Source organism: Phenylobacterium koreense (assembly GCF_040545335.1).
GTDB classification, from domain to species: Bacteria; Pseudomonadota; Alphaproteobacteria; order Caulobacterales; family Caulobacteraceae; genus Phenylobacterium; species Phenylobacterium koreense.
The window spans coordinates 849,051-856,263 of sequence record NZ_JBEPLU010000002.1 but is presented as its reverse complement, the minus strand read 5'-3'; the positions used below and the strand labels follow the sequence as shown (position 1 = coordinate 856,263).

Here is a 7,213-nt window from a genome sequence, read left to right as displayed (position 1 = left end):
GACCTTTTCCTTCATCTGAACGAGGATGTCGGAGATGGCCGTGCCGGCCGACATCGCCACGTCGGCCACCGACTGGCCGCGTTGCAGCGACGAGATGACGGCGTTGAGCGAGGTCGATTCGGCGCGCTGGTTCTGGGCGATGGCCCAGATGGCGCCGTTGTCCTTGGCGGTGGAGATCTTCAGGCCGGTGTTCACCCGGTTCTGAACGACGCCAAGGTCCTTGTTGGTCGCGTTGAGGTTTTGCAGCGCGATCATCGCGCCTTGGTTCGTGTTGACGGAATTCAGCGCCATAGCACGTGGGTCCTTTTTCTCAGGGACCGGCGTCATTTTGACTGCCGGAGGCGTTTTGCCTGCAGGACGCCAAGCAAGGCTCGGGCCAGTTTTCGAGCCGGCCGCCGTTTCACTGATTTAGCAGGGTTTTATGGCCGCGCCGCTCAGTCGACCCAACCGGGCGGATGGTAAATTCTGCCTAGCGGCCAGGGCAAAAGCTGCAGAGTCGACCCGGTAGAAATTGCCGCCACAAAAGCTGAGATCTGCCGGCGTCTTCAGTTTTTCTAACTGCAAAAAGAGCTCAAACCGCTGGCGAAAGCGCTGCGTCATCAACATGTTCGCCGACAGCTTGAGTAGGAGTTATCGATGGCGAAGGCGAGCAAGAAGGGCGGACTGGTCGGCTCTTTCGGCTTCCAGGTGCTGGCGGGCATGGTCCTGGGCCTGGCGCTGGGCCTGCTTGCACGCCATCTCGGGACCGAGGTCGGGCGGCCCGGCCACAGCCTGTCCGAAGCTCTCGGCCAGGCCGGATCGATCTTCGTCCAGCTTCTGAGGGTGCTGGTGCCGCCGCTGGTCTTCACCGCCATCGTGGCCAGCATCGCCAACCTGCGCGAACTTCAGAACGCCGCGGCGCTGGTCTGGCGGACCCTATTCTGGTTTGCGTTCACCGCCCTGATCGCGGTCAGCATCGGCGTCGCCTTGGGCCTGCTGCTGCAGCCGGGGGTCAATACGACCGTGGCGGCCGCGGCCGCCGAGGCGCCGCACGTACGCGGTTCCTGGTTCGATTTCCTGACCGGGCTCGTGCCGTCGAACATGCTGGGACTTCAGGCTGCGACGACCCTCGGTGAAGACGGCGCCCAGACGGGCCTGTCGTTCAACGTCCTGCAGATCGTGGTGATTTCGCTCGTCTTCGGCGTGGCCGCCCTGAAGGCCGGCCCGGCCGCCGAGCCGTTCCTGACCTTCAACGCTTCGGCCCTGGCGATCGTGCGCAAGATCCTCTGGTGGGTCATCCGCCTGACCCCGGTCGGCACCATCGGCCTCTTCGGCACGGCGGTGGCGCATTATGGGTGGGACGCGCTTTCCCAGCTCGGGGCCTTCGCCATCGCCGTCTATGTCGGTCTCGCACTGATGATGCTGGTGGTCTATCCGAGCCTGCTGCTGGCCAACGGGCTCAATCCGCTGAAATTCTTCGGGGGCGCCTGGCCGGCGATCCAGCTCGGCTTCGTGTCCCGCTCGTCCATCGGAACCCTGCCGGTCACCCAGGCCGTGACCGAGAATGCGCTCGGCGTTCCCAAGCCCTATGCCGCCTTCGCCGTGCCGCTGGGATCGACCACCAAGATGGACGGATGCGCGGCGATCTATCCGGCCGTCGCGGCGATCTTCGTGGCGCAGTTCTACAACGTCCCGCTGGAGCTGACCGACTATCTGCTGATCGTCTTCGTGTCGGTCATCGGCTCTGCGGCTACCGCCGGCCTGACCGGCGCGGTGGTCATGCTGACCCTGACCCTGTCGACGCTGGGCCTGCCCCTGGAAGGGGTCGGGCTGCTGCTGGCCATCGACCCGATCCTCGACATGGGACGGACCGCCACCAATGTCGCCGGCCAGGCGCTGGTCCCGACGATCGTCGCCAAGCGGCAGGGCATCCTGGATCTCGACGCCTACAACGCGGCGGTGGGCGAGATCGACCGGGATCTGGCCGCCTCGCCCACGCCGGCAGCTTAGGCTTCCAGTGTCAGATCAAGGGTGATCTCGGCGTTCATCAGACGCGAGACCGGACAGACCTTCTCGGCGGTCCGCGCCAGTTCCTCGAACTTGGCCTGATCCATTCCGGGCACCTTGGCCTTCAGGGTGAGGGCCGACCGATCGATCTTGAAGCCCTCGCCGTCGGGAACCACCGACACCGCCGCTTCAGTCTCCAGCTTCTCCGCGGCGGCGCCGGCGCGCTGGATCAGGAAGGCGAGCTGCATGGTGAAGCAGCCCGCATGGGCCGCCGCGATCAGTTCCTCGGGGTTCGTGCCCGGCTCGTTCTCGAAGCGGGTCTTGAAGCTGTAGGGCGAGGACTTGAGCACGCCGGAGTCGGTGGTGAGATCGCCGTCACCATCACGACCGGTACCGCGCCAGACGGCGCGCGCTTTGCGGATCATACCTGTGGCCTCCTTGTGTGGAGGCCACAGGCTATCGCAGGTTTACGAACCTTGCCCGCTTAACGTACGCCGCGACCGTTCATCTCGTCGCCCGCATTTGGGGGCAGCCTGACGAAGAAGATCAGCGAGATCAGGGTGAACAGCCCGACCACCACGAAGGCCGGGGAGACCGCCTCGGCCGTCAGCTTGGTGTCGCCGCGCAGGGTCATGAAGAAGTGCATCAGCAGGGCGGCGAGCCCGATGCCGATGGACTGAACGAGCTGCTGCATCATCGACGAGGTGGTCGAGGCGCGGCTCATCTTGTCCTGCTCGATGTCGGCGTAGGCCAGGCCGTTGAGGCTGGTGAAATGCAGCGAGCGGAAGAAGCCGCCGATGGCGAGGATGGTCATGATCAGCCAGTGCGGCGTCGTCGGCTTGAAGAGGCCGTAGGAGACGAAGCTGACGGCGACGATCAGGCCGTTGACGATCAGCACCGTGCGGAAGCCGAAGCGGCGCAGGATCGGCGGGGCGGTCGTCTTCATGACCAGGGCGCCGGCCGCGGAGATGAAGGTCATCAGGCCGGCCTGCAGGGCCGACAAGCCAAAGCCCACCTGCAGCAGCATGGCCAGCATGAAGGGCGTCGCGCCCATGGCGACCCGCATGAAGGCGCCGCCGGTCACCGAGGCGTTGAAGGTCTGGATGCGGAACACCGAGAGATCGAGGATCGCCGACGGATTGCCGCGGGCGTGGCGGTAGTAGAGGTAGAGCATGCCGGCGCCGCCCACGAAGAGGCCGACGACGCCGAGCGGCGGCAGCACGGCCTTGCCGAGGTTCTCGAAGCCGAAGATGAGGCCCGCGAGCCCCAGGCCGGTCATCAGGGCGCCCTTCAGGTCGACGGGCGCCACCTCCTGTTCGCGGACATCGGGGACGAACTTCATGACCAGCAGCACGCCGACCGCGGCCACGGGCGTGCTCAGGAAGAAGATCCAGCGCCAGTCGGCGAAGGTGACGATGGCGCCGCCGACGATCGGGCCGATCACCGGGCCGAGCAGGGCGGGCATGGTCATGACCGACATGGCCCCTACCAGCTCTTCCTTCGGCGTGGTGCGCAGCAGGACGAGGCGGCCCACCGGCCCCATCATCGCCCCAGCCATGCCCTGGAATATCCGGGCGATCACGAGGTCCGTCAGACTGTTGGCGAAACCGCAGGCGGCCGAGGAGGCGGCGAACAGCACCATCGACAGCATGAAGATCTTCTTGGCCCCGAACTTGTCGGCGACCCAGCCGCTGATCGGCAGGAAAACCGCCGAGGCGAGCAGGTACATGGTGATGGCCATGTTCAGCCGCAGCGGACTTTCGTCGAGCGCCACGGCCATGGTCGGCAGCGCGTTGGCGATGACCGTCGCGTTCATCGTCTGCATCAGCATGGCCGAGCCGATGATGGCCGGGATCAGCCAGCCGCGGGCTGCTGCGGATCGGGCCTCGTCCTCCAGGGGCGGGTCGATGGGGCTCATGGTTCGAGGCTCAACAGTTCAAGAAGGGGCCCTTGGGCGGCGAGAAGGGCCTGGCGGGATTGCGGGTCCAGCCGCGCCAGGCGCGCCGCCAGCCAGTCATTGCGGGTCTGCCGGATGGCGCCGAGCTGGGCCATGCCTTCCGGGGTGATCCGAAAGCCGCAACGGCGGCCATCTTCGGAACTTTGGTCGCGGACGATCCATCCGACCGCCTCAAGGCGCTTGACATGGCCGCTCATGCTCGGACGGGACATCTGCTCGGCGTCGGCCAATTCCGAAACGCCGACGCCGGGGTTTCGGCCGATGTGGCCGAGCAAAAGGCCGTCGAGGGCGGACGAGCCCACGCGCTGGGCTTCCTGACGCAAGCGACGGGCCAGGCGCAAAAGAGGCGCCCGCAATCCGTCGGCCAGGATGAAGGGGTCGGTCGAATCCATCGGTCTTCGAATAGTTAGGTCGCCGAACTATCTATGTGGCGTGTTGGGAAAGGTCAACGCGCGGTTCGCGGGAACGGCGGGCGGTTTTCGTCGTTAAGGCGAGTGGGGCAGTCACAAGGTTGAAGCCATGGGTTCCGAACAGGGCTTGCCGTCGATGCAAATGGAGCAGCTTCAGGAGGAAGTGCGCGGCGTCGCCCGCCGCCTCTCGTGCGATCAGGTCCTGGACCTGGCCGATATGCTGCACGAGGAAATCCGGGCGCGGCGGAGCGGCAGAATCTTACGAACCGCCAAGCGACGCCGCAGATAGGCTCAATCGCGGACCGCTTTCGCCCGCCAGGCCGGACCCTCGCGGCGCGCTCAGCTCTGCGCGCCGCGCTATTGTATCCGGTCACCCCGTGGAATGAGGCGTGCGGACTTCGAGACCTGGCCGGCGGCGCTGCCGTATAGATCGACCATAGCCCTTCCCAGGCCGAGTTCGCCGCTCGCTTGGCTTTACCGTGGCGGCTGTTCGTGATTGGGAACAGCACCGTCGTAGGCCTGAAGCAACTGCACGTATCCTCCTAACCGTGATCGCTAAGGAGCCGAAGCCATTCAGCGCGCGCTGGAGCGGGCTTAACGCGCCCCGCCGGTGGCTGCCGGGCAAGCTCGATCGGCGCTGCCCCTGGGGTGATGATCGGTGGCGGGCGTGTTAAGGCCAAGCTTGTTTGCGGGACGAACGAGTTGAGGGCGGGACAAGGGCCAGAACACCCCTTGAGGCGGCGCAGCAGTTCGCGCAGGCCGTGCTGAGCGTCGCGTCGGCGATCATCTTGGGTAGCGGTGTCTCAGCCACTCAGGATGTGCCAGGGATGGGGCGCCCGCGACGCATCTTAGGGACCTAACTCCGCCGGCCATTGGGATGCGACGGAGCGCCGAATGAGTGTCCTTCATCGATCGTTTAGCGGCGGAACGAAATCTGGAGGCGGCCTTGCAGGCCACATCTCCGTAGCGTTCTGCGACCTCATCGGGCGTAGGGAGCAGAACGGTGTGACCGACTGCCGTATTGCGGATGGAGGCATGAAAATTGATGCGTTATCTGGAAAATCGCAATTAATGCATCAAGATTGATATCTAATGACAATGCATCGAGTTTGATTTATAAGCCGATAAATCAGGCATAGCGCATCAGGATTGATGCTATGAAGATTCAACGTGGGGTGACCGATAAGGCCATCCTCAAGGAACTGGGAGAGCGGGTCGAGCATGCTCGGTTGCAGCGCAATCTCACCCAGGATGAATTGGCGTCCCTCGCAGACATCTCACGGCCAACCCTGCAAAGGCTCGAAGCGGGCGCCTCGGCCCAAATGACGACGTTTGTTCGGGTGCTGCGGGCGCTCGAGCTTTTGGCGGGATTGGATCTCGTCGCGCCTCAGGTGCAGCCCAGTCCGATCGAGCAGTTGGATATTCGCGGAGGGCGGCGAAAACGCGCTTCGCGAAACCAGCGGCCGGCCGCCAAGAGTGGCTTCAAGTGGGGCGACGAAACGTGAGCACCCTGGCCGAGGTATGGCTGTGGGGGACGCGCATCGGCGCGGTCGCCTTGGCCGATGGCGATGCCTTCGCCAGTTTCCAATACGATCCCGACTTCCTGGGAAGCGGAATCCAGGTGGCGCCGTTGACGATGCCGCTAGCGCTACAGCCGTATCGATTTCCAGGCTTGGCGCAACGCTCGTTCCACGGACTGCCAGGGCTCCTGGCCGATGCCCTTCCGGACAAATATGGCAACGCCCTGATTGATGCATGGCTCGCCAGCCAAAACCGTACTCCCGACAGCTTCAATGCCGTCGAGCGCCTTTGCTACACCGGCGCACGGGGCATGGGCGCTATGGAGTTTCGGCCCGCCACCGGAGCCGCCCCGGCGGCGTCCGAACCCCTAGATGTCGCAGCGCTCGTCAGCTTGGCCTCTCGCGTACTGAGTCAACGCGAAGGCTTGAAAGTGTCTTTTGCGAACGGTGGGGAGGAGGCTGCTCTGGGCGAGATTCTGCGGGTTGGGACCTCGGCCGGCGGCGCGCGCGCCAAGGCGGTCATCGCCTGGAACCCAGCTACGCACGAAATTCGGTCAGGTCAGGCGCCGGCAGGGGATGGCTTTGAGTACTGGCTCATCAAGTTCGATGGGGTCAGCAACAACGCCGACAAGGACCTAGCCGATCCACAGGGCTATGGCGCGGTCGAATATGTCTATGCGCAACTTGCGGCAAAGGCGGGCATCGAGATGCCGGCGACACGGCTTCTGGAGGAGGGGGGGCGCCGCCACTTCATGACGAAGCGCTTCGACCGCACAGCTGGCGGTGGAAAGCTTCATATGCAGTCGCTAGCCGCCCTGGCGCACTTCGATTTCAATGAGCCCACCCTCTATGGATACGAGCAGGCCTTTCTGGTCATGAACCAACTGGGGCTTCCCAAGGCTCAGGTGGAACAGCAATTCCTGCGCATGTTGTTTAACGTGGTAGCCCGCAACCAAGACGACCACGTCAAAAACATCGCCTTCTTGATGGACCGCTCTGGGGAGTGGAGGTTGTCGCCGGCCTATGACGTTACCTGGTCCTATAATCCTAGCGGCGTCTGGACGAACCAGCATCAGATGTCGGTCAACGGAAAGCGAGATGGATTTACCGTTGATGATTTCCGCCAGTGCGCTGGCGTCGCAGGGCTCAATCCGCGGCGGGTTCCTGGATTACTCGATCAGGTGCGTGTCGCTGTGGAGGCCTGGCCCGAGACCGCGGAGGCAAACCAGGTGACGCCAAGCTGGATCGAAGACATTGGCCGGACTCACAGACTGGCCATTCCCAAGGCGTAGCCACAGCATCCCACCTGACCGCCCGTTCCAGCGATGTCGCCCCGGCCG

7 protein-coding genes are annotated in these 7,213 nt (G+C 64.3%); 3 read left to right on the top strand and 4 right to left on the bottom strand.

Going from position 1 to position 7,213, the window contains the following annotated elements; genetic code table 11:
- Positions 1 to 291, bottom strand: a 291-nt coding sequence (locus tag ABID41_RS16045) for a flagellin (protein ID WP_435530021.1), incomplete at its 3' end; no start/stop codon positions are given.
- A gap of 345 nt (positions 292 to 636) precedes the next feature.
- On the opposite strand from ABID41_RS16045, the gene ABID41_RS16040 reads away from it, so the two are divergent.
- Positions 637 to 1,989: a dicarboxylate/amino acid:cation symporter gene (locus ABID41_RS16040; RefSeq protein ID WP_354298070.1), complete on the top strand. Its 1,353-nt coding sequence runs from the start codon at positions 637 to 639 to the stop codon at positions 1,987 to 1,989.
- On the opposite strand, the gene ABID41_RS16035 is transcribed toward ABID41_RS16040, so the two are convergent.
- From ABID41_RS16035 to ABID41_RS16025, 3 genes are read right to left on the bottom strand one after another with little or no spacing between them, the layout of a single operon-like run.
- Positions 1,986 to 2,411 carry an OsmC family protein gene (locus ABID41_RS16035; RefSeq protein WP_354298069.1) on the bottom strand — a complete coding sequence of 142 codons (426 nt, stop codon included), beginning with the start codon at positions 2,409 to 2,411 and terminating at the stop codon, positions 1,986 to 1,988. The genes ABID41_RS16040 and ABID41_RS16035 overlap by 4 nt on opposite strands.
- Before the next feature lie 59 nt (positions 2,412 to 2,470).
- Positions 2,471 to 3,904 carry an MFS transporter gene (locus tag ABID41_RS16030; RefSeq protein WP_354298068.1) on the bottom strand — a complete coding sequence of 478 codons (1,434 nt, stop codon included), beginning with the start codon at positions 3,902 to 3,904 and terminating at the stop codon, positions 2,471 to 2,473.
- A complete protein-coding gene (locus ABID41_RS16025) occupies positions 3,901 to 4,335 on the bottom strand; it encodes a MarR family winged helix-turn-helix transcriptional regulator (protein WP_331929848.1) in 435 nt (144 codons plus the stop codon). The genes ABID41_RS16030 and ABID41_RS16025 overlap by 4 nt, the downstream gene beginning before the upstream one ends.
- A gap of 1,175 nt (positions 4,336 to 5,510) precedes the next feature.
- On the opposite strand from ABID41_RS16025, the gene ABID41_RS16020 reads away from it, so the two are divergent.
- Both ABID41_RS16020 and ABID41_RS16015 read left to right on the top strand, forming a co-directional pair.
- A complete protein-coding gene (locus ABID41_RS16020) occupies positions 5,511 to 5,858 on the top strand; it encodes a helix-turn-helix domain-containing protein (RefSeq protein ID WP_354298067.1) in 348 nt (115 codons plus the stop codon).
- Positions 5,855 to 7,165 carry a type II toxin-antitoxin system HipA family toxin gene (locus ABID41_RS16015; protein WP_354298066.1) on the top strand — a complete coding sequence of 437 codons (1,311 nt, stop codon included), beginning with the start codon at positions 5,855 to 5,857 and terminating at the stop codon, positions 7,163 to 7,165. Before ABID41_RS16020 ends, ABID41_RS16015 begins: the two co-directional genes overlap by 4 nt.
- The last annotated feature ends 48 nt before the right edge of the window (positions 7,166 to 7,213 follow it).